23 protein-coding genes and 1 riboswitch are annotated in these 22,988 nt (G+C 72.7%); of the genes, 6 read left to right on the top strand and 17 right to left on the bottom strand.

The genetic code is table 11. From position 1 onward, the window contains the following. Positions 1–99: 99 nt before the first annotated feature. Entirely contained in the window at positions 100–933 is an 834-nt protein-coding gene (locus G3I54_RS03830; RefSeq protein ID WP_164611080.1) for a transglycosylase SLT domain-containing protein, read from the bottom strand. 5 nt (positions 934–938) lie between these two features. Then, a riboswitch (cyclic di-AMP (ydaO/yuaA leader) is annotated at positions 939–1,126 on the bottom strand. A 451-nt stretch (positions 1,127–1,577) separates the two neighbouring features. On the opposite strand from G3I54_RS03830, the gene G3I54_RS03825 reads away from it, so the two are divergent. Beyond that, positions 1,578–2,969 (top strand): FAD-dependent oxidoreductase, encoded by a 1,392-nt coding sequence (locus G3I54_RS03825; RefSeq protein ID WP_164611078.1) that lies wholly within the window; start codon positions 1,578–1,580, stop codon positions 2,967–2,969. Between the two features lie 15 nt (positions 2,970–2,984). On the opposite strand, the gene G3I54_RS03820 is transcribed toward G3I54_RS03825, so the two are convergent. Both G3I54_RS03820 and G3I54_RS03815 read right to left on the bottom strand, forming a co-directional pair. Continuing rightward, positions 2,985–5,591: a SpoIIE family protein phosphatase gene (locus G3I54_RS03820; RefSeq protein WP_343240263.1), complete on the bottom strand. Its 2,607-nt coding sequence runs from the start codon at positions 5,589–5,591 to the stop codon at positions 2,985–2,987. 83 nt (positions 5,592–5,674) lie between these two features. After that, positions 5,675–6,292: a hypothetical protein gene (locus tag G3I54_RS03815; RefSeq protein ID WP_164611074.1), complete on the bottom strand. Its 618-nt coding sequence runs from the start codon at positions 6,290–6,292 to the stop codon at positions 5,675–5,677. Between the two features lie 245 nt (positions 6,293–6,537). Between G3I54_RS03815 and G3I54_RS03810 the strand changes: the two genes are divergently transcribed. Both G3I54_RS03810 and G3I54_RS03805 read left to right on the top strand, forming a co-directional pair. Beyond that, the gene (locus tag G3I54_RS03810; RefSeq protein ID WP_203685478.1) at positions 6,538–8,013 is read left to right on the top strand and encodes a helix-turn-helix transcriptional regulator; all 1,476 of its coding nucleotides are present in this window, start codon (positions 6,538–6,540) and stop codon (positions 8,011–8,013) included. A gap of 122 nt (positions 8,014–8,135) precedes the next feature. After that, positions 8,136–9,143, top strand: coding sequence for a PHP domain-containing protein (locus G3I54_RS03805; RefSeq protein WP_164611095.1), 1,008 nt, complete (start codon positions 8,136–8,138; stop codon positions 9,141–9,143). A gap of 171 nt (positions 9,144–9,314) precedes the next feature. Here the strand turns inward: G3I54_RS03805 and G3I54_RS03800 are convergent, their stop codons facing one another. Next, positions 9,315–9,506, bottom strand: coding sequence for a DUF6381 family protein (locus tag G3I54_RS03800; RefSeq protein ID WP_030081958.1), 192 nt, complete (start codon positions 9,504–9,506; stop codon positions 9,315–9,317). Positions 9,507–9,636: 130 nt separating this feature from the next. After that, entirely contained in the window at positions 9,637–10,842 is a 1,206-nt protein-coding gene (locus G3I54_RS03795; RefSeq protein WP_164611072.1) for an aromatic acid exporter family protein, read from the bottom strand. Between the two features lie 135 nt (positions 10,843–10,977). Between G3I54_RS03795 and G3I54_RS03790 the strand changes: the two genes are divergently transcribed. Continuing rightward, positions 10,978–11,160, top strand: coding sequence for a DUF6480 family protein (locus G3I54_RS03790; RefSeq protein WP_164611070.1), 183 nt, complete (start codon positions 10,978–10,980; stop codon positions 11,158–11,160). Continuing rightward, positions 11,157–11,828: an endonuclease gene (locus G3I54_RS03785; RefSeq protein WP_164611068.1), complete on the top strand. Its 672-nt coding sequence runs from the start codon at positions 11,157–11,159 to the stop codon at positions 11,826–11,828. Before G3I54_RS03790 ends, G3I54_RS03785 begins: the two co-directional genes overlap by 4 nt. A 189-nt stretch (positions 11,829–12,017) precedes the next feature. Here the strand turns inward: G3I54_RS03785 and G3I54_RS03780 are convergent, their stop codons facing one another. Then, positions 12,018–12,197, bottom strand: a complete 180-nt coding sequence (locus G3I54_RS03780; RefSeq protein WP_164611066.1) for a hypothetical protein — start codon at positions 12,195–12,197, stop codon at positions 12,018–12,020. Between the two features lie 75 nt (positions 12,198–12,272). After that, positions 12,273–12,662: a hypothetical protein gene (locus G3I54_RS03775; protein WP_030081948.1), complete on the bottom strand. Its 390-nt coding sequence runs from the start codon at positions 12,660–12,662 to the stop codon at positions 12,273–12,275. Positions 12,663–12,749: 87 nt separating this feature from the next. On the opposite strand from G3I54_RS03775, the gene G3I54_RS03770 reads away from it, so the two are divergent. Then, a complete protein-coding gene (locus tag G3I54_RS03770) occupies positions 12,750–13,115 on the top strand; it encodes a DUF779 domain-containing protein (RefSeq protein ID WP_164611064.1) in 366 nt (121 codons plus the stop codon). Positions 13,116–13,131: 16 nt separating this feature from the next. Here G3I54_RS03770 and G3I54_RS03765 read toward each other — a convergent pair whose 3' ends face one another. From G3I54_RS03765 to G3I54_RS03720, 10 genes are all read right to left on the bottom strand, one after another. Continuing rightward, complete coding sequence (locus tag G3I54_RS03765) at positions 13,132–14,721, bottom strand: hypothetical protein (RefSeq protein ID WP_164611062.1); 1,590 nt, start codon at positions 14,719–14,721, stop codon at positions 13,132–13,134. 156 nt (positions 14,722–14,877) lie between these two features. Further along, complete coding sequence (locus G3I54_RS03760) at positions 14,878–15,621, bottom strand: hypothetical protein (protein ID WP_164611060.1); 744 nt, start codon at positions 15,619–15,621, stop codon at positions 14,878–14,880. A gap of 51 nt (positions 15,622–15,672) precedes the next feature. Then, positions 15,673–15,867 carry a hypothetical protein gene (locus G3I54_RS03755; protein ID WP_164611058.1) on the bottom strand — a complete coding sequence of 65 codons (195 nt, stop codon included), beginning with the start codon at positions 15,865–15,867 and terminating at the stop codon, positions 15,673–15,675. A gap of 117 nt (positions 15,868–15,984) precedes the next feature. Further along, on the bottom strand, positions 15,985–16,863 hold the full coding sequence (locus G3I54_RS03750; protein ID WP_164611056.1) for a phosphatidylinositol-specific phospholipase C/glycerophosphodiester phosphodiesterase family protein: 879 nt from the start codon (positions 16,861–16,863) through the stop codon (positions 15,985–15,987). Between the two features lie 256 nt (positions 16,864–17,119). Next, positions 17,120–17,800 (bottom strand): ATP-binding cassette domain-containing protein, encoded by a 681-nt coding sequence (locus G3I54_RS03745; protein WP_164611054.1) that lies wholly within the window; start codon positions 17,798–17,800, stop codon positions 17,120–17,122. Further along, positions 17,793–18,791, bottom strand: a complete 999-nt coding sequence (locus tag G3I54_RS03740) for an ABC transporter ATP-binding protein (protein WP_164611051.1) — start codon at positions 18,789–18,791, stop codon at positions 17,793–17,795. Before G3I54_RS03740 ends, G3I54_RS03745 begins: the two co-directional genes overlap by 8 nt. Then, positions 18,788–19,645 carry an ABC transporter permease gene (locus G3I54_RS03735; protein WP_164611049.1) on the bottom strand — a complete coding sequence of 286 codons (858 nt, stop codon included), beginning with the start codon at positions 19,643–19,645 and terminating at the stop codon, positions 18,788–18,790. Before G3I54_RS03735 ends, G3I54_RS03740 begins: the two co-directional genes overlap by 4 nt. Next, positions 19,638–20,603, bottom strand: a complete 966-nt coding sequence (locus G3I54_RS03730) for an ABC transporter permease (RefSeq protein ID WP_203685485.1) — start codon at positions 20,601–20,603, stop codon at positions 19,638–19,640. The genes G3I54_RS03735 and G3I54_RS03730 overlap by 8 nt, the downstream gene beginning before the upstream one ends. A gap of 23 nt (positions 20,604–20,626) precedes the next feature. Then, complete coding sequence (locus G3I54_RS03725) at positions 20,627–22,243, bottom strand: ABC transporter substrate-binding protein (RefSeq protein WP_164611045.1); 1,617 nt, start codon at positions 22,241–22,243, stop codon at positions 20,627–20,629. A gap of 145 nt (positions 22,244–22,388) precedes the next feature. Beyond that, positions 22,389–22,904: a hypothetical protein gene (locus G3I54_RS03720; protein WP_164611043.1), complete on the bottom strand. Its 516-nt coding sequence runs from the start codon at positions 22,902–22,904 to the stop codon at positions 22,389–22,391. Positions 22,905–22,988: the final 84 nt, after the last annotated feature.

Below are 22,988 nucleotides of genomic sequence, written 5' to 3'. Positions count from 1 at the left end.
GTCACTAGAAACTTGGGGGTAACTTCACGGCGCCGTCCGGCATGACGGAGGGGCCCCGGACCATGCAGTCCGGGGCCCCTCGGGTTCGGGCGCGGAGGATCAGTAGGCGCCGAAGACGTTGTCGATCGAGCCGTAGCGGTCCGCGGCGTAGTTGCACGCGGCCGTGATGTTGGCGACCGGGTCATAGCTGTCGGTCGAGGTGCCGGGCACGTGGTAGGCCTGGAAGGTCGGGTCGATGACCTGGAGCAGGCCCTTGGACGGGGTGCCCTTGACCGCGTTGGAGTCCCAGTTGTTGATCGCGGCGGGGTTGCCCGAGGACTCGCGCATGATGTTGCGGTGGATGCCCTCGTAGGTGCCGGGGATGCCGTGCTCGGCCATGACCGCGAGCGATTCCTTGATCCAGCCGTCGAGGTCATCGGTGTATGCGACGGCCTTCTCGGCGGCCGGAGCGGCCTTCGCCACCGGGGCGATGTTCGTACGCTCCGAACGGTCGGCACGGTCCGCCGACGCACCGCGCGCGGTGGCGGCGGAAGCCTTGGAGGACTTGGCGTCCGACGGGGCGGCGGCCTTGTTTCCGAGCGTCAGCTTGATACCCGGGTGAATAAGGTCGGGATTCTCTCCGACGATCTTCCGGTTGCCTTCGTACAGCTTCTGCCAGCCGCCGCTGACGGAATGCTCTCGGGCGATCTTGGAAAGCGTTTCGCCGGCCACCACGGAATGCTGGGCGGGCGCGGCCTTCACGGCGGAATTCGCCTGGGCGACCACCGCGGCGGGGGCCACGGCCTGCGGTGCGGCGGTGGGGGCGGGGGCCGCGAAGGCGCTGGTGGCGCCGATCACGGGGAGCGCGAGAACGGCTCCGCCGGTGGTCACGGCGGCGAGGCCACGACGCAGCGAGGTGGACTGGGGACGGCGGTGCTTACCCTGTGCGGGCATGGGGGATTTCCTCTCCGGCGCCTGCGAGGTGAGCTGTCGGGTTCAGACGGGAGATGTCTGGCCGCACGATCGTGCGACTTCACCCCAAGCCGTTCCGGTTACGGTTCGGCGACTTACCTGGGTCCCCCGCTCCTGCCGTACGTGAGTGGGTTTCGGATTCCCGGACGGCGGCAGGATTCGGCGTTCCATCCGGATTGACGGTGACCGTAGGCGAGAAACGCGGGACAGAACAAGCCCCGCATTCCGGATTCCCTTTTCCACGCAAGATCGAATGGCGGAATTCCCGGATCGGCCCGCACCGTCACGGCGTCAACTTTCTTCGCACAGAAGGGAACCGATGCCTCCGGTTCTGCGTCCGCGCCCTCGGACGTGACGCTCACCACTCGCTCGCGGTGATGGCGAAAACAGGCCCAGGCAAATGCATCAAAAGGCCTGGAAATCCCTTTACGGATAGACGGAGCAAAAGAACCAAATCGACCATATGGGCATAACGAAACGGGCCAATCGGACACTCTGGGTGGGGGTGACCGAAGGGCCCGCGGGGCGATCGCTTACGGTGTGGGGTGGAGACTAGTAAGCCAACCCTTACCTCCGACGTACGCTGTACCTGCCCGCGTTCGCCCGCCCCGAAGGATCACCACGCCATGACACGCCCCGTCCGCGTCGCCATTGTCGGAGCCGGCCCCGCCGGTATCTATGCTGCGGACGCGCTGCTCAAATCCGAGGTCTGCCAGGACCCGGGGGTCTCGATCGACCTCTTCGAGCGCATGCCCGCGCCCTTCGGCCTGATCCGTTACGGCGTGGCCCCCGACCACCCGCGCATCAAGGGCATCGTCAAGGCCCTGCACCAGGTGCTGGACAAGCCCCAGATCCGGCTCTTCGGCAACGTCAGCTACCCGCACGACATCGGCCTGGACGACCTGCGGTCGTTCTACGACGCGGTGATCTTCTCCACCGGCGCCGAGGCCGACCGGGCGCTCGACATCCCCGGCATCCAGCTGGACGGTTCCTACGGCGCCGCCGAGTTCGTCTCCTGGTACGACGGGCACCCCGAGGTCCCGCGCACCTGGCCGCTGACCGCGGAGAAGGTCGCGGTGCTCGGCGTCGGGAACGTGGCCCTGGACGTGGCCCGTGTCCTGGCCAAGACGGCGGACGAGCTGCTGCCCACCGAGATCCCGGACAACGTGTACCAGGGCCTCAAGCAGAACAAGGCGCTGGAGGTGCATGTGTTCGGGCGGCGTGGCCCCGCACAGGCCAAGTTCAGCCCGATGGAGCTGCGGGAGCTGGACCACTCCCCCAACATCGAGGTCATCGTCAACCCCGAGGACATCGAGTACGACGAGGGCTCCATCGCCACCCGCCGGGAGAACAAGCAGGCCAACATGGTCGCGCAGACCCTGGAGAACTGGGCGATCCGCGATGTCGGCGACCGCCCGCACAAGCTGTTCCTGCACTTCTTCGAGTCCCCGGTCGAGATCCTCGGCGAGGACGGCAAGGTCACCGCGCTGCGCACCGAGCGCACCGAGCTGGACGGCACCGGCAACGTCCGGGGCACCGGCAAGTTCACCGACTGGGACATGCAGAGCGTCTACCGCGCCGTCGGCTACTACTCGGAGGAGCTGCCCAAGCTCCCCTTCGACGTGGCCTCCGGCACCGTCCCGCACGAGGCGGGCCGGGTCATCGCCGGTGACGAGCACATGGCCTCGGTCTACGTCACGGGCTGGATCAAGCGCGGTCCGATCGGTCTGATCGGGCACACCAAGGGCGACGCCAACGAGACGGTCGCCTGCGTCCTGGAGGACCGCGCCGCCGGCCGCCTGCCCGAGCCGGCCACGCCCGCCCCGGAGGCCGTCGAGGCCTTCCTGGAGGACCGCGGCGTCCGCTACACGACGTGGGAAGGCTGGCACAAGCTGGACGCCCACGAGCAGGCGCTGGGCGCGGCCCAGGGCCGTGAGCGGATCAAGGTCGTGGAGCGCGAGGGCATGCTGGAGGCCTCCGGCGCCTTCGCGCCGAGCGAGCGCCCCGCCGACGCCTGATCGGCAAGACACCCCCTAGGGGTCCGGGTCCGGGGCTGCCGAGTGCCCCGGGCCCGGCCCTCGGAACGTGCGCCACAGGTCCGGTCCGAAGGTCCGCGCCGGGGGTCGCCGCACCGCCGGAGCCTCGGCCCACCGGGCGGCGAGCAGGAGCGCGATGTCGTCCGGGCGGTCGACGGCCGCCCTGGCCTCGCCGATGACCTGGTCGGCCGTCTCGGCCAGCGAGACCGCGCCGATGCGTTCGACGGTGGCGCGCAGCCGCTCGATGCCCTCGTCGATGTCCGTGCCGGGGCGCTCGATCAGCCCGTCCGTGAAGAGGGCGAGCATCGCTCCCGGGTCGAGCCGCATCTCCGTGACCGGGTAGGTCGCGTTCCCGTCGATGCCGAGCACGATGCCGCCGGGCAGGTCCAGCACCTCCGTCCGGCCGTCGGGCCGCCGCAGCACGGGCTGCGGATGCCCCGCCCGTACTGCGCGGGCCACACCGGTCGCCGGGTCGAGCGCGATGTAGCAGCAGCTGGCGAACTGACCCGGGTCCAGGTCGATGAGCAGCCGGTTGGTACCGCTCATCACCTCCTGCGGATCGTGGTTGCTCAGCGCGAACGCCCGTACCGCACTGCGCAGTTGTCCCATCGTCGCGGCGGCGGAGACACCGTGCCCCTGTACGTCGCCGATGATCAGGGCGAGTTCGTGGCCGGTCTCGATGACGTCGTACCAGTCGCCGCCCACGTCCATGCCCTGGGTGCCGGAGAGATAGCGGCCCAGGGTGTCGACCCCGTCGGCCTCCGGCAGTCGGTGCGGCAGCAGGGCGTCCTGGAGTCCGCGGGCGAGGGCCGACTCGCTGTCGTAGCGCTGGGCTCGTTGCAGGGCCTGGGCGATCAGGCCGGCCAGTGCCGTCAACACGGTGCGCTCCTCCGGGCTGAAGCCGCGCGGCCGGTCGAAGCCGAGGATGCAGGAGCCGACGGGCCGCCCCGAGGCGATCAGGGGCAGGAACGCCCGCGCCCCGACGTCCGCGTCGATGGGGATGCCCGGATAGGCCTCGGCCAGGCGCTGCATGGACTCGAAGAAGATCGGTCGGCCCGTGGTCAGGGTCTCCACGCCGGGAATGCTGACGTCGAGCCCGACCCCGTCGAAGCGGTCGAGGAACCCCTTCGGGAATCCCGTCTCCCAGGCCAGATGGAGGTGGCGCTCGTTCAGCAGGTAGATGGCCAGCTGACGGCCGCCGAACGCGGGCAGCAGCTCCTCGGTGACCACCGCGGAGACCTGACGTGCCGTGACCGCCTCGGTCAGCGCGATGGCGAGGGCCACCGGGCGGTACAGCGCGGAGGAGCGGTCGGCGGTCGAGCCGATGCCCAGCCCCGGTGAGGTCACGGAGCCGGGGGCGTAGGCCGGCTGGTCCGTCGCCTGGAGGACGACGCTCACCCCGTCGTGGCCGGGGTACAGGGACACCGACAGCCAGCGCGAGGGCGGGCGCTGGGCGAGGAAGTGGACGGGCTCGTCCGCTATCAGGGCGGCCCGGTAGTGGTCCTCGTAGGCCTCGTGCCCGAACCACGGCAGGGCCCGCCACACCACACGGCCGATCAGCTCCGCCCGCGAGTGGCCGAGCAGCTCCTCGGCGAGGCCGTTGGCGTACGTGATCCGCCCGAGCCGGTCCAGGGAGAGGATGCCCCGGGGCAACCGGTCGGCGGCCTCCGGCACGACGGGGCCCGCGCCCAGGTCGACCAGGAAGCCGGTCAGATGGCTGGCGGCCGCGTCGCCGTTCGGGTGGGTCCAGCGGCCGGACAGCTCCAGCAGATGGGACCGGCCGTCGGGACCGCGCAGCCGCATGCGGCGGACGACCGGTTCGGCGGACTCCACCGTCTGCCGGGCCAGGGCCCACAGCCCGTACACGTCCTCCGGGACCAGCCGTTCGGCGAGCGCGTCGACGGTGCCGGGGAAGGCGGCGGGCTCGAAGCCGAGGATCGCGCACAGGTCGTCGTCGGCGGCGACCCGTCCGGAGTGCAGGTCCCAGTCGAAGCGGCCGACCCGTACCGGGGGCGCGGTCGCGGCGGGCAGCTGCACGGGGACCGGTTCCGCCTCCCATACGCAGTCGACGCCCCGTCGCTCCAGATCGGTGAGCGCGTCTCCGAGCCGGTGGCCGAGGCGGTGCAGCCGGTCGCCGTCGGCCGGGGCGACGGGCTTGCCGGGGGTGGAGGCGCGCAGGACGACCAGCACGCCCAGGCTGCCCCGGGGCCCGGTGATCGGCACCCACAGCGAACCGAACGGGAACGGCAGCCCGGCCATCAGCTGGGGGAACCGGCGCATCGCCTCCTCCGCGTCGCCGAGCAGCACGGGCCGCCCGGAGCGGTAGGCCTCGGACACCGGGAACGGACGGTTCACGTGCATCCGCCACCAGGGGCGGAAGAGCTGGCCCGGAAGTCCGGCGAGCACCGCGAGCCGCAGCAGCCCGGGCGTCCCGCTGCGCAGATAGACGCCGCCCGCGTAGCCGCCACTCGACTCGACGGCGCTGACGAGTGCCTGTGCGAGCACGAGCGACAGCTCGTCGGGCGCTCGGTCACCGTCGTATCCCCCGGCCGCGGTCCCGTTTCCGGTGGGCGGGGGATGCCGGGGCGTCTCGTGCCGGGTCACACAGCCAGCATGCTCCCGATCCGGGGTACCCCGCACCTCCGCGACCGGCCGCTCCCCTGCGGCGGCCGGTCGCGGAGGCGGGATCAGTAGAGCTTGGCGACGGCGGTGCGGGTCGTCTTCTTGAACCCCTCCAGCGGTGCGCCGTCCAGCTCGCCCAGCTGCCCCCACTCGACGACGGTCACCGTCCGGCCGTCGCGGCCCACGGAGTAGAGCCCGATGTCGGTGGAGCCGACCTCCGGGTAGGACGTGTCGATGCTGTAGACGTGCGCGCCCTCCTCCACCTTGATCCGGCCCTGGTAGAACGCCTCCCCTTCGAGGCCGGGGTCCTGCTCCTTCAGCCGGTCGAGGCAGGTCTCCAGCGCGCTCCTCAGCTCGGCGGCGAGCGTCTTGGCCTGAGCGGTGGTGGCGGCGACCGTGATGGTCTGGCGGGCTCCGGTGTCCAGTTCGGTGCGGAAGTCCCGGTGGCGGGTGCCGGCCGCCGGGGCGATTCCGGCCGTGCACACGGACCCTTCCTCGGGCAGTCCCTGGCGGACCGGACCGGCCGTCCAGGGGGTGAGGGAGGCGGGCAGCTGGCCCGCGCTCAGGAACTTGGGCAGTACGGGAGCCGGGGCCGGGGCCGCGGCGGCGGGCACCTGGGCCAGGGCGGTGACGGCCAGGCTCGCGGCCGCGGCGGTCAGGAGTGCGGTGCGGAGGGTGCGCATGGTCGGGTTCCCCGTTTCGGATGGTGCGGTCAGGTCGGTCGTACGGCGTCGTTCCACGTCGTACGGGGCCCGGTGGGGGCCGTACGGCGGTGGTACGGGAACGGGCTCCAGCCTGGGCCGCCGCCCCGGACCCGGACAAGCACGACACGGCTTCCCGCCGGGCTGGAACCGTCCCACCCCCGGTGACGTGGGTGTTCTCGGAGGGCTGGAACGCCCTGGAACGACGGCGGGGGAGGTCGAGCGGGTTGGGTGACGCCGAAGAGGGCGCACGGGCGGCGTTGGCGGAGCGGCTGAACACGCTGAGGGAGGGGTCGGGCCGGACGTACGCGTCGCTGGCCCGCCGCATCGGGGTCAGCGGCTCGACGCTGCACCGGTACTGCACGGGCCGGACGGTGCCCGCGGAGTTCGCCCCCGTGGAGCGGCTGGCCCGGTTGTGCGGCGCACCGGCCGAGGAGCGTGAGGCGCTGCACCGGCTGTGGCTCCTGGCGGACGGGGAACGGCTGGACCGGCAGGGGGCGGTGGAGGAGGCCGCCGCCGAGCCTGGGCCGCCCGTCGTTGCCGACGCGCAGGATCCCGGGCCGTCCGGCACCGTCGACGCGCACCGCCCCGGGCCGTCCGGCGCGGAGTCGGCCCGCCCTGCGTCGCCGTACGTCTCCGAGGTCGCGGCCCGGGCTACGCGTGGGAGCGGGTCCCGCCCGGGGCCGGTGCTCCGGTCTCGGCGGGTGCGGCGGTACGGGCAGGGGCTCGGCGTCCTCGCCGCCGCCGTCCTCGTGCTCACCCTGGTCGCGGCCTTCGGCGGGACCGGGCTGCCGGGTGCGGACCGGAGCGGGTCGGTGGCCCAACGTCCGGGCGAGCCGCCGCTCGGCGCTCCGGAGCCTTCGCCCTCCGGCTCCCACACCTCCGGGAAACCGCGCGGCACGCCGAGTGGGCCCCCTCGGGGAACGACATCCGGCAGCCCCCGGCCGACCGTGCCGCCCGGCGTCGGGCCGCGCAACGAGACGCGCCCCGGGCCGTCCGGGACCGTGCCGGGCCCGAAGGCCGGGCGCGCGCCGTTCACCTGGACCGCCGACGACCACGTCTGGAAGAACGGCTGCGACCACTCCTACCTCGTCGACCGGGCGGCCACCGCCGTCCCGCCTCCCCCGCAGGAGGCCGACGCGGCCTCCTGGGCGGGGGCGCTCGGGGCGGTCCACTCGGGCGAGACCGGAGTCCGGATCACACTGCAGGGCCGGGACGAGCGGGCCGTGGTGCTGGAAGCCCTGCGGATCCGGGTCGTCGAGCGCCGGACGCCGGCGAAGGGTCAGGTCTACCGGATGAACTCCGGCTGCGGCGGGTCGCTCACCCCGAGGATGTTCGACGTCGATCTCGACGCCCCCCGCCCCGTCGCGCGCTCGGTCGCGGGCAACGACTCCGGCGAGCCCATCGAGGCGCTCTCCTTCCCGTACAGCGTCTCGGTCACCGACCCGGAGGTCCTCCTGATCACCGGCCGGGCGGTGGGCTGCGACTGCGACTGGTACGCGGAGCTGACCTGGAGCGGCGGCGGCCGGTCCGGCACCGTGCGCATCGACGACGGCGGACGCCCGTTCCGTACGAGCGGGGCGCGGGGTAAGCCCGTCCTCGACTACGACACGTCCACCGGCCGCTGGGTGTCCGCCGAGGACGCCGAGTCGGCCGAGGAGTCCGGGGAAGCCGGAGACACCGGGGAGGCCGCCCCGTCCTGAGGCGCCGACCCGCGGCGCGGAGGCGTGCGGGGCCGGATGCGCCCATGCTGGTGGGGTGGACGGCGGGCCCGGCGCACCCGAGCCGTGACCGCAGACGCTCCCCGGTGGAGGTGCCGATGGATATGGATCCCGTCACCGCCCTGCGGCGGATCGCCTTCCTGCTGGAACGTTCGCAGGCCGCCACCTATCGGGTGAAGGCCTTCCGTACGGCCGCCGCAGCCGTGGACGCGATGGCCGCCGGGGAGGCGGCCGAGCGGGTGGCCGCGAAGTCCTTGGAGCGGGTCGCCGGGATCGGGCCCCGCACGGCCGAGGTGATCGGCGAGGCGCTGGCCGGGAAGACGCCCGGATATCTGGACCGGCTGGAGAAGGAAGCCGCGGCGGAGCCGGCCGGCGAGGGCGGCCAGGACCTCTACGGGCGGCTGACGGGCGACTGCCATCTGCACTCGGACTGGTCGGACGGGGGCAGCCCGATCGAGGAGATGGGCCGGACCGCCGAGGAGCTGGGGCACGCGTGGGCCGTGCTCACCGACCACTCGCCCCGGCTGACCGTGGCGCGCGGCCTGTCGCCGGAACGGCTGCGGGAACAGCTCGCGGTGGTGGCCCGGCTCAACGAGGAGTGGGCGCCGTTCCGGCTGCTGACGGGGATCGAGTGCGACATCCTGCCGGACGGTTCGCTCGACCAGGAGGACGAGCTGCTGGCCCGCCTCGACGTGGTGGTGGTCTCCGTCCACTCCAAGCTGCGCATGGACCCGGCGCCGATGACACGGCGGCTGGAGGCGGCGGTGCGCCATCCACGGGCGAATGTGCTCGGGCACTGCACGGGCCGGCTGCTGGCCGGGCGGGGCAGGCAGGAGTCGCGGTTCGACGCGGAGCGGGTCTTCGCGGCCTGCGCCGAGGCGGGCACGGCGGTGGAGATCAACTGTCGTCCGGAGCGGCAGGATCCGCCCCTGCGGCTGCTGCGCGCGGCCGTCGCGGCGGGGGCGCTCTTCGCGATCGACACGGACGCGCACGCACCGGGGCAGCTCGACTGGCAGCGGTCGGGGTGCGCCCGCGCCGAGGAGTGCGGGATACCGGCGGACCGCGTGGTGACGACCTGGAGCGCGGAACGGCTCCTGGAGTGGGCCGCCTGACCCGCGCACCTGCCACAGCCCGCCCTTGAGGCACCGCCCACCCCCGCCCGCCCACCGGAGGGTCTGCATGTCCTCGGAAACGGACAGTCGGGCGGGCGGGCCGGCCGGCGGGCGGGCAGGCGGACAGGCGGGCAGGTAAGCAGGCAGGCCGGCTGTCGGGTTTCGGCGGGGCTACTTCTCGGGGTAGATGTCCCCGGCCGCCATGGCGCTCTGCTGCTCGCTCCGGTCCCGGATCGTGCGGGACTTCTTCTCCAGCCGCTCGCGCTCGTGCGGGTCGCTCGCGCGCTCCGCGGCCTCGGCGAGCTGCTGGGCCTTCTCACGCATCTGCCGAGCCAGGTCGGCGGGTTCGTCCGAACCGCTCATCACCACATCACTCCTTGGACGCTGGAGACCTCTAGGGCGTGTCCCCAGCGAACCAGCGACCGGCTGCCTCCGCATCCCGCGCGGCCGGGGCCCGGATGCCGGAATCGAGGGGTCTTACCGGCGCGGGCGGTCAGTCCTGCTGTCGGTTGAGACGCCGCAGGAGCGCGCGCAGCCGGGGGTGGCGCGAGTGCGCCTCCGCCGAGCGGCGGCCCAGCTCGTCGCCTAGGCGCTTGGTGCGCTCCTCGATGTCGAGTTCGGCCAGCACCCGGTCGATCTCGGCGAGGAGCGCGCCGTGCAGCTGCCACTGGCGCGGGTGCTCCTGGACGTCCTCCAGCAGCAGGTCGGCCACCAGGTCGCGGGTGGCGCGGCTGCGGACGAGCGCGTCGGCGAGTCGTTCCTCCGCCTCCTCCGCGTCGGCGGCGAGCTGGGTCGTGACCAGGACGGCGAAGCTCTCGATCGCCTCGGCGAGCCGGCCGAAGAGTTCCCGGAGCAGTTCCGTCACATCGGCCGGGAACAGCGACTCCTCGGTACGGGCCTTCGCCAGGTCGGTGAGGGTGCGGGACAGGACGCGCAGGACGACGGCACAGATCTCCAGCGTGTCGAGTCCGGTGCGCAGGACGACCCGGTGGAGCAGCCCTTGTCTCACCCTGGGGTTGAGGGTGAGACTTTCCTCCGCCTGCCGGAGCGAGGCGTCGACCTCCACGATGTCGTGGTCGAGCTTGCGGGCCTCGTGGAGCCGGGCGGCGGCCCGGGACACCGGGTGGTTGCCCACCACCTCCTCGCCCATGCTGCGCAGCATGGTGCCCATCCGGGCGGCCAGCGACTCGATGGAGGAGCCGGCCGAGCCGACCCAGACGGGCGGGGCGAGGAGCAGATTGAACAGGAGCCCCACGACGGCGCCGATCAGCGTCTCCCACACCCGGTCCCAGGCCGTGTCGGCGACCTGCGAGACGCCGAGGACCAGCATCGCGCTGATCGCCACCTCGGGCACGAACTCGTTGACCCGCACCAGCCGCCCGATCAGCAGCGAGGTGAAGATCGTGAGGCCCAGGCTCCACCAGCTCAGCCCCACCAGAGAGCTGAAGCCGATGGCGATGAGGACGCCGACGATGACCGAGTTCACCCTGCGGATGCCGGTGGTGAGGGTTGCGTAGAGGGTCACCTGGACGACCAGGAGCGCGGTGAGCGGCGCGGTCAGCGGGGCGGGTTCGGGCAGCGCCCAGACGGCCACGGAGTAGGCGATGACAGCGGCCGCCGTCGAGCGCAGCGTCTGCACCCCGGCGGGTTCGGTGGTGCGTTGCACGAGTTTGACGACGGGGGCGGAGACTCGGGGCATGCCCTGACGGTGCCCCGAATCGCCTCGCCGCAGCGCTCTCCCGGCCCGGGCTCCGCCGTACGGCCCTGTAGCCGGTGCGGCACGGCGGACGGTGGACGGCGTGCGCGGGGGTGCGGTCGGAGAGACCCTGGAGACATGGCTGTTCTGCTGAACCCCCCAGGAGAGACACCGCCGGCCGAGGGCTCCATCGGTGAGGCGCACGAGGAACGCCCGGACGGAGGGCTGTGGGAGCACCCGGGCGTCTGGACCGCCCTGATCGTGCTCGGTGCGCTCGTGGTCGCCGGGTTCTTCCTCGCCCGGATCTTCGGTTACGGATGAGCCGCGAGGTCTCCGCATCGGCGCTCCGGATCACCGACGCGCTGCTGGAGGAGTACGGGCTGACGTATGCGGCTGAGGCGGGCATCCGGCTGCGGGACACCCCGCAGCCGCTCTACCAGCTCCTGGTGCTGAGCGACCTGCTGAGCGCCCGGATCCGTGCCTCGGTCGCGGTGGCCGCCGCGCGGGCGCTGTTCGCGCACGGTCTGCGCACCCCGCGCCGGATGGCGGACGCGACCTGGCAGCAGCGTGTGGACGCGTTGGGCGAGGGCGGCTACCGCCGCTACGACGAGCGGACCGCCACCCAGCTCGGGGAGGGCGCGCGGCTCGTCCTCGACGTCTGGAAGGGCGACCTGCGGCGACTGCGCGCGGAGGCGGACGGCGACGGAGAGGCATTGCGGTCGGGGCTCCGGCGGGTGCCCGGGATCGGTCCGGCCGGGGCCGACATCTTCGTACGCGAGGTGCAGGATCTCTGGCCGGAGTTCGGGCCCTGGGTCGGTGCGAAGGGCGTCCAGGGTGCTGAGCGGCTCGGTCTGCCCGCTTCTTCCGGGGCACTGACCGAGCTGGCGCGTGGCCGGGACGGGGCCGCGTTCGCCGCGGCGCTGGTCAGGGCCGCCCTCGACCGCGAGATCGCGGAGACGGTCCGGGAGGCCGCCGGGGCGCGGAAGTGAGCCCCGCGCCCGGCCGCATCCGCGGGCGGCGGAGAAGGCCGGGCGGGACCGCGAGCGCGATCCGCGAAATCCGGGAGCGAGCAGCGGAGCCCGGCCGGAGCCACGAGAAGCGCGGCCGATCGCGAGAAGCCCCGCCGGACCCGCGAAAGCGCCCGTGCCGTACGGGACGGCACGGGCGCCTCGCTTCTCTCAGCGGTGGGAGGCTGCCCGCGACGCGCGCGCCAAGGCCTCCTCGCGGCGGGCCTCGGCCTGTTCCTTCCTGCCCTCGGCCTTCATCCGCTCGTCCTCGAGGGCGATACCGTCCGATTCCTTGATCATGCCTTTGAGCCTCCGCGCCTTGGCGCGGGCTATCTCGGTGCTGGTTCCCACAGCTGCCTCCATGCCGCGAGGGAGATACGCGCTTCTCCCTCCACTATGCATACCCGCGCGGCAGAACGCAGCGGGCTACAGCAGGGGATCCTCGTCCTCGTCCGGTCCGCCGCCCTCGACCCGCAGCGCGAGGTCCTGGAGGACGTCGGCCGAGGACACGTCGGTCTGCCCGGAGTCGTGGACCTGGGCCAGCATCGTGAACGCGAGGGTGAAAGCGCTCACGAGCTGTTCGACCGCACCGCCGACCTCGCGTCCGACGACGGTGACCACCTCCTCGACGGAGAAGTCGTCGGGGATGGCGATGTGGGGCATCGTCTCGTTCAGCAGGGCGGTGACGGCGCCCGCTCCCGCGTCCAGATCTTCCCGTTCGAGGTCCGCCTCCAGCAGACGCTGCATTTCGCGCGCCTCTGTGAGGATGCCGATCACGCGCTTCACGACTTCCCGTTGCTCCATGGGCGCGAGCATAGGGCGTGCAACCCGGTCGCAACGTCCGGTCGAGTTGACTTGCGTCCGGTTGTCGCAGCGTCGCCTCGGCCGAGAAGGGGCAGGTCCATGGAGTGTGACCCGAAATCTCCCGCCGTCGAGCTGACTCCCGCCGCGGCCGGCCTGCTCCGGCGGCTGCGGGCGGACCACGGCCCGTTGATGTTCCATCAGTCGGGCGGCTGCTGCGACGGCAGCGCGCCGATGTGCTACCCGGCCGGTGAGTTCCGCACCGGGAACGCCGATGTGCTGCTCGCCTCGCTCGCCGTCGATGGGGTGCCCGAGGCGGTGCCGTTCTGGATGTCGCGGAGCCAGCACGAGGTGTGGGCGCACACCCGGCTGATCGTGGACGTGGTGGCGGGCCGTGGCAGCGGGTTCTCGCTGGAGGCTCCGGAAGGGGTGCGGTTCCTCATCCGCTCGCGGCTGGCGGACGGATGAGGAGGCGCACGGCCCGTCAGTGCGTGTCGCGCACCGCGACGATGCCGTTGAAGACTCCCGCGTACGCGGTGCCGTCGGGGCCGATGGTGATGGGCGCCCAGTTGTTGTCGTACGCGGGTCCGGTGCCGGTGAGGGTGCGCCAGCGGCGTTCGCCGGTACGGAAGTCGACGGCGGTCAGGTACCAGGCGTCGATGCCCAGGGCGTTGGGCTCCTTCTCGTAGAAGTAGAGCAGTCCGTTGGCCGTGGACAGTTTGGGCACGGTGGAGGGTGAGCGGACGGTGCTCTCCCACACGGTGTCGCAGCCGCTTCCGTCGGGGCGTACGTCGATACGGGTGACACCGCCGACGACACTGCGGCCCAGCAGCAGCGAGGTGGGGTTCTCGTAGCCGTAGTTGTTCTCGACGACGAGGCTGTCGCCCCAGCTGATCAGCGAGTTGTCGGTGGTGGAGCGGCCGTGGCCGAAGACCGGGACGGAGCAGACCAGGCGGCGGTCGGCGGGGACGTCGGCGCCTCGGCGGAAGACGAGGACGTTCATCCGGTCGTCCGCGTTGTCGGTGATCGCGACGTACTCCTGGTCGGTCCCGAACAGGTCGGGCGTGGTGCCGGAGCCCTGGTTGACCGAGCCGGGCTTGGTGCCGGTGCCCCGGTCGTACGTCTGTCGCCACTGGATGCGCGGGGTGCCGTCCTCCTCGGCGGTGAAGCTGTAGAGGGCGTGGTCGGAGACGATGGAGACCGCGTCCCGGTCCACGGAGAACGAGTTCTGGATCTCCTCGCCGTCGAGCCGGACGGACCGGACGGCCGAGGTGTCCGGGTCCACCGTGCCGACCCGGCCGAGCCGGGTGACCCACCAGATCCGGCCCTGCCAGTCGGGCATCACGGAGGTCACCGGGTCGCAGGCGCCGCTGGGGAAGAGGTTGGTCCAGGACACGCAGTCGTGCGGGACGTGACCGGTGAGGTCCCAGTCGTCCTCGACGACGAATTCCCAGCGCCCGTCCGCGCCCTGCCGGTGGGCGATGCGCAGGACGTGCTGGCGCGAGTCGGCGAGGACGACCCGGTCCTGGTCGTCCAGGTAGAAGTAGGCGCCGCCCGAGGTGTCCTTGAAGATCTTGGAGAAGTCGAGGCGGGTGATCGCCTCGACCGTGGAGGACCGCTGCGGCAGCTTGTACTCGGCGAGCGTGTCGAGGGTGCGCGGGTCGAGCAGCTTGAGCAGGAAGCCGGTGAAGGTTCCGCAGACCGTGATCAGCCGGCCGGCCGCGTCGAACGTCGCGGTGGCGCACTCGCCGCCGACCGGGGCGATCTTCTCGCTGGTCACCTCGGGCGCCCGGCCGAGCGGTCCGGCGTACGGGTGGGTGCCGCTGCCCGCCGCGTCCGCGTGCATACCGCTGCGGCCGTTGGGCGCGAGGAAGGGGTGCTGCTCAGGCGCCTGCCCGGGGACCGGCGACGCGGTGGCGGGAGCCCCTTCGTACCCCTTGACCAGCCGGTGGCCCGGGGCCTTGGGGATGTCGTCGGCCAGCGCGGGGGCCACGGGCCCGGCGAGCGTGAGGGTCGCGACGGCGAGGGTCAGGGCCAGGACGCGGGTGAGCGCACGGCGGTACGGCGGGGGCATCGGGCTCCTTGGTTACGGACGGGGGTCGCGCCGCCGCCCGACGTTAGGACGCACCCCTTGAAGTGTCCATGGAAATCAGCAGGGTTTCGCGGGCACGACACACCGCCGCAACACCCCGCCATGTGCGGCCACGCCCGCGACACACCGGGCCTCGGCCTATCCGCGCGGCGGGGGCTTCCGGTGCGAGCGGTTCTCCAGCATCGCCCGGCGGATCCGGGCCGCCGCGGCCTGGGCGTGCTCCGGGGTCGCGGTGCGGTCGGCGACCGAGGTGACGAAGCGGTGCAGCGGCTGCCGGCAGCGGGTGCACGGGGTGTCGGTGGTGACGCGGTGGCCGTCCTCGCACTGCGGGTCGGAGCAGGAGCCGGGCATCAGCAGCTGCTCGGCGATCTCCTGGGCGCTCCAGCGGCGGCGGCCGTCCTCGTCCTTCTCGTTGAGGGCGTGGGCCCAGCGCAGGTTCCAGCGGCGCTCGATGCGCTCACGGAGGAGACCCGCGCTCCGGTTGGCCAGCTCCTGGTGGATCAGGTCGTGGACGGTGCTCGGGACCCGGCCGCCGAGCGCCTGGAGGAGCTGCTGCGGCAACGCCTGGAGGACGTAACCGCGCGGGTTGCTCTTGGCGCTCTCGCGCCAGCGGTCGCAGGCGCAGGTTCCGTCGGGCCGCTTCGGGGCGTGGCAGCGGCCGCACAGGCCGCGGCACTCGGCACACAGCCCGCCGTCGAGCCCGTCCAGATGGGGCGCGGGCGCCCGGCCGCAGGCCTGGCAGCAGGCCGCGCACGGCCCGCAGAGCCGTTCGTTGCCCGCCTTGGTGGTCCAGGTACGCATCTGGCACCGGCAGCAGAGGCCGGTGTTGCAGTACTCGTGGTGGGCGGCGCCCGAGTGCCGTCCGGGGGGCGGGAAAGACATCTGCCCATTGTGCGGGATCGCCGGGCGCCGCGCGGACGGCCCGGTCGGGCGTCAGGGGTTCAGGCTGCTGACCAGGTTGGCGGTGGCGCCGATACCGTCGTGGATGGTCGGCGCCATGCTCGTACTGGCCATGAGGAACCCCAGCAGGGCGCAGACCAGCGCGTGCGAGACCTTCAGTCCTCCGTTGCGGAGGAAGATCACAGCCAGGATCGTCAGAAGCAGCACCAGTGAGATCGAAATGGCCATGGCCAACCTCCTCCGCCGCGCCGGATTTGCGGCATTCGGCCGCCAGTGTGGCGCAGCGGAGAGGCTGTTCGGCGCACTGGCGTGTCCGCCGAACGGGTACTTCCGGGCCGGGAGGCGTTACGGGGTCGGGGCGCCGTTCCCGCGGGCACGGAGGAAGTGTTCGAGTCCGGCCAGATCGTCGGTGTTGAGGTGGTCGACCCCGGCGGCGAGCAGTTCGGACCAGACGGCCTCGCGTTCGGGCCCCGGCAGGTCGGGCGTGGCCCAGAAGCGGATGCGGCGGCCCTCGCGGTGGGCGGCGGTGACGAGGGCGTGCAGCCGGTCGCGCTCGGCCCGGGGGAAGGGGCCCGCGCCGAGCCAGCCGAAGCTCTGGGTCCAGTTGGCGCTGACGAGCGGGGCGAAGTCGGCGGGGGCCGCGGTGCCGAGGTCGTCGAGGCGGCCGTCGTAGAACGCGTACCGGGTGCGCTGCGCCTCCATGGGGGCGCGGGCGGCGCGGTCGCCGGAGATCACCGGGGTGACCGCGCCGGGGTGGACGCGGCCGTGGCGGTAGCGGGTGAGGATCCGGTGGTGGCGGCGCAGTTGCCGGTCCAGCTCCGCGTAGGCGGCGACGCCGTCGGCCTTGATGTCGATGAGGAGTTGCAGCGGGGCGCGGTGGTGCGGGTGGACGCCGCCGTGACCCGCCCGGACCAGGGCGGCGAGCGGGTCGAGGTAGAGCGAGGCGAGGGTGCGGGTGGGGTCGAGCCCGGCGGGCTCGTGGGCGACGAGCAGCTCGCCGTCGACGAGGAAGACGTCCGCCTCGACGCTGGTGAAGCCGTGCGCGAGCGCGTCGTGCAGCGGCCGGGGGTGCAGGTAGTCGTTGTGCGCGTGGGCGTGGCGTAACGGACGCGGGCCGCGGGGGCGGGCCGGTGCGGCGGCCGCCGTCGCGGTGGGGACGGCGACGCCCGCGGCGGCGGTGGCGAGGGCGACCGTGAGCGCGTGGCGACGGGTGAGGTGGGCCATGGGGACTCCCTGAGCGGCGGACGGCGGGGTGGACGGTCGCGTCGAGTATGGAGTCGGAGCCGCACTGTTGGGCAGGTACCTGCCAAGAGTTGGCCGGACCGTCGCCGGCCGGCCGGCCGGGCCGCATCCGTTGTTCGCCGTTCCCCGTGCGGCGGGTGGCCGCCGCACGGCAGTCCGCGGTTCCCGTGCGACCGGCGGCCCCTGTGCGGTTGTTCGCAGCCCGGACGCGGCCGGCGACCAGCCGCGCGTGAGGTGTTCAGCCGGCCGCGACGTGCTCGCTTCCGGCGTTCTGCTCGCCCCAGCGGACCGTACGGTCGCACCAGCGCTCCAGCAGCACCCGGTCGTGGCCGACGGCCAGCAGGGCCGCCCCGGACTCGGAGCGGTAGCGCTCGACCACGGCGACCAGGGCCGCCGTGGTGGACGCGTCGAGCATCGCGGTCATCTCGTCGCAGATCAGGAGCCGGGGCTCCAGCACCAGGGCCCGGGCCAGGCAGGCCCGCTGGAGCTGGCCGTCGCTCACCGCGTGCGGGCGGCGCTCCAGCAGCTCGTCGGAGAGCCCGACCAGCGGGGCCAGTTCCGCCACCCGCTCGGGGACGTCCCGGCGGCGGCCGGTGGACCGCAGCGGCTGGGCGATCAGTTCGCGCAGGCTGAGCCGGGGGTCGGCGGAGAGCCGGGGCTGCTGGAAGACGACGCCGACGGCCGTGCGCTGCTCGCGCGGGGCCCGGTGCCGCCAGCCGCGTATCACGGTGCCGTCCAGGGTCATGGTTCCGGCGTCCGGGCGGTGCAGCAGGGCGGCGACCTTGGCCAGGGTGGACTTGCCGCAGCCGCTGGGGCCCAGCAGCCCGACCGCCTCGCCCGCCGCCACGTGCAGCGACACCTCGCGGACGACGGGGTCGCGGCGGTCGTATCCGGCGGTGATCCGGGTCAGCTCAAGCATCGGCGGCCTCCTTGAGGGGGTGCGTCCGGCCGGTCAGCGCGTGGTGGCAGGCCAGGTCCGCCTCGAAGGCCGGGTGCTCGTCGGTGCAGCGGGCGTCGGCGTACGCACAGCGGGCGGCGAAGGCGCAGCCCTCGGGCAGCGCCCCCAGCTCCGGCGGCATACCGGGGATCGGGGCGAAGTCCCGTTCGGGCAGGGCGTCCAGCAGGCCCTTGGCGTACGGGTGCCGGGGGCCGGGCGCGCCGAAGAAGCCCGGCGCGTCCGCGATCTCGACGATCCGTCCGGCGTACATGACGGCGACCCGGTCGGCGATGCGTTCGGCGGCGGCCAGGTCGTGGGTGATGATCAGCAGCGCCCGGCCCTCGTCGGTGTGGCGGCGCAGTTCGTCCACCGTCCGCTCGACGAGGTCCCGGTCGAGTCCGGTGGTCGGTTCGTCGGCGAGCAGCAGCGGGGCGTCGCCGATCAGGGCGAGGGCGGTCGCGGCGCGCTGGGCGAGGCCGCCGGAGAGCTCGTGCGGGTAGCGGTCGAGGTGGCCGTCGGGGAACGAGGCGCGGTCCGCCGCCGCCACGGCCGCCTTGCGCAGTTCGCTCCCCCGCACCCCGGTCAGCTCGCGCAGGCTCTCCTCCAGCTGGGCCCGCACGGTGCGCACGGGCGTGAGGTGGGCGGCGGGACTCTGCGGTACGAGGCCGATGCGCCGTCCGCGTACCGTGCGGGCGAGGGTCCGCTCGTCGGCGGTGAGCAGGTCCGTGTCGCCGCCGAGCACCGCGCTTCCGGTGGTGGCCGCGTTGGCGGGCAGCAGTCCGAGCAGCGCGGAGGCCAGGACGGACTTGCCGCAGCCGCTCTCGCCGACCAGGGCCAGGCACTCCCCCGGTGCGACGGAGAAGCGGGCGTCGGTGACGGCGGCGATGTCCCGGCCGCCGCGCATCCGGAAGCGGACGGAGAGGTCCCGGACGTCGAGGGCGGGCACCACGGTGTTCTCACGGGCGTCGGTCACAGCATCAGCTCCGATTTCCGGCGCGGGTTGATCCGGTCGCGCCAGGCTCCGGCGAGTCCCGCGAGCGCGAGGGTCGGGATGATCAGGAAGAGGCCGGGGAAGAGGGTGGGCCACCAGTCCCCCGCGAGCAGCGAACCGCGCGCGGACTGGACGAGGTTGCCGAGGCTCGCCTGATGGGCCGGCAGCCCGAGCCCGAGGAAGGACAGCGCGGACTCGTGCCACATCGCGTGCGGCACCATCAGCACCGCCGCCAGTCCGGCCTGCGGGAGCACGCCGGGCAGCAGGTGCCGCACGATGACCCGGGTGCGGGATGCGCCGCCGGAGACGGCCGCGTCGATGAAGGGGCGCGAGCGCAGCGAGAGCACCTCGGAACGGACGATCCGGGCGGTGGAGATCCAGTGCGTCAGGGCGACCGAGACGATCACCGGCCAGACGCCGGGCCGGAACATCGCGACGATGAAGATGCCGAGCAGCAGATGCGGGATGGAGGACAGGGCGTCGACGACGCGCATCACGACCCGGTCCGTCCAGCCGCCGAACGCCCCGGCGAGCGCACCGATCGCGGTGCCGATGACCGTGGCGGTGAGGGCCGCGACGAGGCCCACGAGCAGCGAGACGCGCAGGCCGTAGACGCAGCGCAGCAGGAGGTCGCGGCCGACGTCGTCGGTGCCGAACGGGTGGGCGAGAGACGGCGGGGCGAGCTTGTTGGCCAGGTCGACTGCCTGCTGGTCGAGCTGGGCCAGCGGCGGCACGACGAGCACGGCGAGCGCGACGGCGATGACGATCGTGGCCGAGGTGATGATCCGGACGCGGCGGGTGGTGCGGCCGGGGAGGGCGAGCGTGGTCTCAGCCATCGAAGGCCACCCGGGGATCGGCGAGTCCGTAGAGGAGGTCGGAGAGCAGGTTGCCGAGCAGTACGGCGGCGGTGGCGAGCACCGTGAGCGCGGCGAGCAGCGAGAAGTCCACCGAGGTGGCGGCCTCGACCGTGGCGGCGGCGATGCCGGGCCAGCTGAAGACCGTCTCGACGAGCAGCGCGCCGGTGATGAGTTCGGGGACGCGGGAGCCGATCAGGGTGAGCATCGGCAGCATTCCGGAGCGCAGGGCGTGGCCGAGGAGCACGGTCCGCTCGCTCAGGCCCCGGGCGCGGGCGCCGCGGACCGGGTCCTCGGCCAGCGCGTCGGCGACCCCTTGGCGTACGTACAGGAAGAACCACGGCAGCTGGGAGACGCCGAGGACGGCCGCGGGCAGCACCAGGTGGGAGGCGACCTGGCCGAAGGTGATGACGTCGCTGGCGGCGTCGGTGAGCCCGCCGGCCGGGAGGACGTCCAGTTTCAGGGCGAAGAACCAGATGGCGAGCAGCCCGAGCCAGAAGGCGGGGGCGGCTTCCAGGGTGTACGCGACGGAGCTGACGCAGCGGTCGAGCCAGCCGCCGGGCCTGCGGGCGGCGAGGACGCCGAGGCCGGTGCCGAGCAGGATCGCGACGAGGAAGGCGGTGGCGGCGAGCAGGACGGACCAGCCCATGCGCTCGGCGATGACGTCGGCGACCGGCTGGCGCATCACGCTGGAGTCACCGAGGTCGCCCCGGAACGCGGAGGTCAGCCAGTCCCACCAGCGGGCGACGAGCGGCTGGTCGACGCCGAGGTTGGCCCGCAGCTGGTCGAGGTTCTCCTGCGACGCGGTGAGCCCGGCGGTGCCCGCGTAGGCCTTGACCGGGTCGAAGGGGGACGCGGCGGCGACGGCGAAGACGCCGAAGGTGACGGCGCCGAGGACGGGGACGGCGAACAGGGCCCGCCGTCCCGCCATCCGCGCCATCGGCCCCCAGGGGAGGCGGCGGCTCACTTCTTCGAGCCTCCGGCGCCCTCGGTGGACCACTTCTCGACGTTCCACCAGGGGCCGGAGGCCAGCCCGTGGTCGTGCGGCTCGATCTGGGTGGTGAGGGATCCGAAGCGGTCGTCGACGACGTAGAGGTGGTCGATGTGGGTGAGGAAGGTGTAGCCCGGGTTCTTCACCAGCTCGCGCTGGACAGTGTCGTAGGCCTTCTTCCGCTCGGCCTTGTCGCCGCTCTTCCGGCCCGCCTCGATCGCGGCGTCGACGGCCTTGTTGTCGTACCAGGCCATGTTGTTGAAGCCGTCGCCCGCGAGGGAGGACTTCAGCAGGGTGTACTGGTCGAAGTCCGGGTCGGCGGGCGAGCCGCCGCCAGCGAGCACCGCGTCGTGCTTCATCCGGGGCTCGATGACCTCCCAGGTGCCGGCCTCGGCGGTGATGGCGATGCCCGCCTTCTTGGCGTCGGAGGCGTAGGCGAGGGCGTGCTCCTGGCGGAGCTTGTCGCCGGTGAGGTACCAGAGCGGGAAGGCGGCGCGCACACCGTCCTTGACCCGGACGCCGTCCTTGCCGGGCTTCCAGCCGGCCTCGTCCAGGATCTTCTTCGCGGCGGCGAGGTCGTGGGGGCGCTCGGTGCCCTTGGTGAACCACTCGCTGTCGGTGGGGACGGGCCCGTAGGCGGGCTTGCCCTCGCCGTTGAGGATGGCCTTCACCATCGTCTCGCGGTCGACGGCGACGTCGAGGGCGCGGCGAACAGCGGTGTCACCGGCGACCTTGTTGTGGGTCGGGAGCGTCACCGTGCGGTAGTCGTAGCTGTTCGCGGCGTAGGTCTTCCTGCCCTTGTCGTCGGCGAAGCCCTTGGCGAGGTTGGGCGGCAGGATCGCGCCGTCGAGGTCGCCGGAGCGCAGCCGGGTGGCGCGCACGTCGTCGTCCTTGATGATCGCCATGGTGAACTTCTTCACCTCCGGCTCGCCGCCCCAGTAGTCGGGGTTGGCGGTGAAGCTGAGCTTCTCGCCCTTGGACCACTTGGTGAGGACGTACGGGCCGGTGCCGATGGGGCGGGTGGTGAAGGCCCCGGTGTTGACGTCCTGCTTGCCCGCGATGTGCTCGGGGGCGATGGGCAGGACGGTGCGCTGGGCGAACGGCGCGTAGGGGTACTTGAGGGTGAAGACGACGGTGTCCTCGCCCTTCGCCGTGACGTCCTTCACGGCGTCCAGCTCGGTGCGCGAGGCGTTGTTGGTCTTCTCGTCGAGGATCGTGCGGTAGGTGAAGACGACGTCCTTGGCGCCGAACGCCTTGCCGTCGCTGAACTTCACGCCCTGCCGCAGCTTGTACGTGTACGTCAGACCGTCGGCACTGACCTCGGGGAGTTCGGCGGCGAGGGCGGGCTTCAGCTTCATGTCGGCGTCGAGCGCGAGCAGTCCGTCGAAGATCTTGGAGTTGCCGTCCTTGCCGTAGCCGAGCAGCGGGCTCAGGCTGTCGGGCTCGTAGGCGATGCCGACGACGGCCGAGGCGGAACCCGAACCGGATCCGCTCTTGGCGCTGTCCGGGTTCGAGCAGGCCGCCGCGGTCAGGGAGAGGGCGGTCACCAGTGTGGCGGCGACCGCCACCCGTATCGATCGGGCCGTCATACTCTGCACATCCCTGTTGAAGATCGGCTGTTATTGCGAACAGCACGCAATTAAACAGCACGTAAAAGGCCCTGGTACACCCCGCCTCGACAGGCGGGACGGGGTGTACCAGGGCCGGTGCGCGAGAGGACGGCCCCTTGCCCGCCTAGAGCGAAGCGTCGGCCAGGTCGATGGTGAGCACGTCCTCGTCCCGCGTCCGGTGGTCGATCGTGATCGACCCGGCCGCGCCGGTGTAGGCGCCCGTCCCTCCGGTGACGGCGAAGACGTGGGACCACGGCTGGGCGTTCACCGGGGGCTCGGTGACGACGGGCAGCGGCCGCTGGTAGGCCGTGGCAGCCGTGATCAGGCCGTCGTCGAGGCTCAGGACCAGCGTCGCCAGGACGAACGAGCCGTCCAGCGTCACGGAGACCGGCAGGCAGTGCGCGTTCTCGGTGCCCACGATCTCGCCCTGCGCGTCCGACAGGTCGTACCGGACGAAGTACGGGACGCCGGCCGTGAGGACGTCCGGGATGTTCGCCCCCGTACGCCTCCCGGTCAGGACGATCCAGCGGTCCGCCCTGCTCGCCGCGTGGGCGGCCCCGCCCGCCCCGACGGCCAGTCCCCCGGCGACGGTCGCCGCCGAGGTCAGCTGCAGAATCCTCCTGCGCTCCATGTCCGTCATCGCCTGCCTCACACCCTTGTCAGTCGTCTGCCCGAGCGCGCTCGCGCCCAACGGACAAACGTCCGCCGGAGCGGAACGGCTCGC

This window comes from Streptomyces sp. SID14515, assembly GCF_010548505.1.
In the GTDB taxonomy this organism is placed as follows: Bacteria; Actinomycetota; Actinomycetes; order Streptomycetales; family Streptomycetaceae; genus Streptomyces; species Streptomyces caviscabies.
This window is presented reverse-complemented; position numbering and strand designations above follow the sequence as displayed.

Excerpts from the sequence above, each read along its gene's own strand:
- G3I54_RS03830 (WP_164611080.1), bottom strand. The coding sequence starts at position 933 with ATGCCCGCACAGGGTAAGCACCGCCGTCCCCAGTCCACCTCGCTGCGT.
- G3I54_RS03825 (WP_164611078.1), top strand. The coding sequence starts at position 1,578 with ATGACACGCCCCGTCCGCGTCGCCATTGTCGGAGCCGGCCCCGCCGGT.
- G3I54_RS03815 (WP_164611074.1), bottom strand. The coding sequence starts at position 6,292 with ATGCGCACCCTCCGCACCGCACTCCTGACCGCCGCGGCCGCGAGCCTG.
- G3I54_RS03805 (WP_164611095.1), top strand. The coding sequence starts at position 8,136 with ATGGATCCCGTCACCGCCCTGCGGCGGATCGCCTTCCTGCTGGAACGT.
- G3I54_RS03800 (WP_030081958.1), bottom strand. The coding sequence starts at position 9,506 with ATGAGCGGTTCGGACGAACCCGCCGACCTGGCTCGGCAGATGCGTGAG.
- G3I54_RS03795 (WP_164611072.1), bottom strand. The coding sequence starts at position 10,842 with ATGCCCCGAGTCTCCGCCCCCGTCGTCAAACTCGTGCAACGCACCACC.
- G3I54_RS03790 (WP_164611070.1), top strand. The coding sequence starts at position 10,978 with ATGGCTGTTCTGCTGAACCCCCCAGGAGAGACACCGCCGGCCGAGGGC.
- G3I54_RS03785 (WP_164611068.1), top strand. The coding sequence starts at position 11,157 with ATGAGCCGCGAGGTCTCCGCATCGGCGCTCCGGATCACCGACGCGCTG.
- G3I54_RS03775 (WP_030081948.1), bottom strand. The coding sequence starts at position 12,662 with ATGCTCGCGCCCATGGAGCAACGGGAAGTCGTGAAGCGCGTGATCGGC.
- G3I54_RS03770 (WP_164611064.1), top strand. The coding sequence starts at position 12,750 with ATGGAGTGTGACCCGAAATCTCCCGCCGTCGAGCTGACTCCCGCCGCG.
- G3I54_RS03765 (WP_164611062.1), bottom strand. The coding sequence starts at position 14,721 with ATGCCCCCGCCGTACCGCCGTGCGCTCACCCGCGTCCTGGCCCTGACC.
- G3I54_RS03760 (WP_164611060.1), bottom strand. The coding sequence starts at position 15,621 with ATGTCTTTCCCGCCCCCCGGACGGCACTCGGGCGCCGCCCACCACGAG.
- G3I54_RS03755 (WP_164611058.1), bottom strand. The coding sequence starts at position 15,867 with ATGGCCATTTCGATCTCACTGGTGCTGCTTCTGACGATCCTGGCTGTG.
- G3I54_RS03750 (WP_164611056.1), bottom strand. The coding sequence starts at position 16,863 with ATGGCCCACCTCACCCGTCGCCACGCGCTCACGGTCGCCCTCGCCACC.
- G3I54_RS03745 (WP_164611054.1), bottom strand. The coding sequence starts at position 17,800 with ATGCTTGAGCTGACCCGGATCACCGCCGGATACGACCGCCGCGACCCC.
- G3I54_RS03735 (WP_164611049.1), bottom strand. The coding sequence starts at position 19,645 with ATGGCTGAGACCACGCTCGCCCTCCCCGGCCGCACCACCCGCCGCGTC.
- G3I54_RS03730 (WP_203685485.1), bottom strand. The coding sequence starts at position 20,603 with ATGGCGCGGATGGCGGGACGGCGGGCCCTGTTCGCCGTCCCCGTCCTC.
- G3I54_RS03725 (WP_164611045.1), bottom strand. The coding sequence starts at position 22,243 with ATGACGGCCCGATCGATACGGGTGGCGGTCGCCGCCACACTGGTGACC.
- G3I54_RS03720 (WP_164611043.1), bottom strand. The coding sequence starts at position 22,904 with ATGACGGACATGGAGCGCAGGAGGATTCTGCAGCTGACCTCGGCGGCG.